This window comes from bacterium, assembly GCA_024228115.1.
Lineage (GTDB): Bacteria > Myxococcota_A > UBA9160 > UBA9160 > UBA6930.
On sequence record JAAETT010000048.1, the window covers coordinates 1 to 996 of the forward strand.

Sequence of the window (996 nt, forward strand, 5' to 3'; positions counted from 1 at the left end):
GAGATGATCGGACTTCTTGGCATGCTTGGTCATGGTGGCGGTTCCTTCTTGGTGTAGTGACCCCCTCCGTAATACACGGAGGGTGAAGGAGCCGCCGCTCTCAAACTCTCAGAAAATCAACCGGTTCTGGGACATCCCCACACCTGGCCGCTTCTTCCTTGAGATTCCAGTGTACGACCGCTCCGAGGCGGTTCACTACCGAGACCAACAGAGGCAGAAGGACGAGTTCGTCGGTCAGCTGGAGAGCGAAGCTGCTGACCGTTTTTCAGCAGACACCGCGTTTCCCTGGGACTACAACCGCATCTTCGGTTGGGTTGGGCTCTACGCTGGAAAAGGGCAAGTCAAGGGCGAGCTCTTCCGTCGAGGCCATCTTCACGCCGCCCTCGCCTTCCCGGAGACCTCTCCAACTAGGCGTCGACTCCTTCGAAGGAAGCAGCTGTTCCACTGGGACAAGGTGCTTGAGTTGTACTTCGCGCCCTCGGATGCATCGGAGACCATCCAGGCTCAACTCTCCGAGGCACTTGGTCGACTTCCGCGGGAGGTGCACGCTCTCCGACGCCGGGAAGTTCGCCTCGATGTTCTCGAGAACGTCGGCCCCTTCATTGATTGGCGGCGCTTGGTCAGGCTCGACCCATAGGAGAGTGAAGTCCGCCCTTCTGCCGCCGTCCCACGCCAGACAGCCTGCGCGGCACGGTCGCCGACAAACCCGGGACATAGTGGACCTTACGGCCCGGGTTTCTGCCTCGAGTTGCTCCTCCGAGCCTCCTCATGCCTCAAGACCCCGAGAAAATCCCGGGACATAAGGTCGAACGGACCGCGTGGTGCGCGACAGCCCTGGGCTCGAGCGGCCCCTTCGCTGTAGACGCTCACTCAGAAGCGTAGAAATCTGATCATTTGGCCGGGGGGCGACGCAGCCCGCCGTTCCGGATTCCGATTCAGATCTTCCGGGTCGAAAGGTCCTTGACCCAGGGCGAACGCCCTCCCGGCTCGACCGGA

Annotated in this window: 1 protein-coding gene; it reads left to right on the forward strand. The window is 61.2% G+C overall.

Going from position 1 to position 996, the window contains the following annotated elements:
• Window positions 1–169: 169 nt before the first annotated feature.
• Window positions 170–637 (forward strand): hypothetical protein, encoded by a 468-nt coding sequence (locus GY937_01700; protein MCP5055417.1) that lies wholly within the window; start codon window positions 170–172, stop codon window positions 635–637.
• Window positions 638–996: the final 359 nt, after the last annotated feature.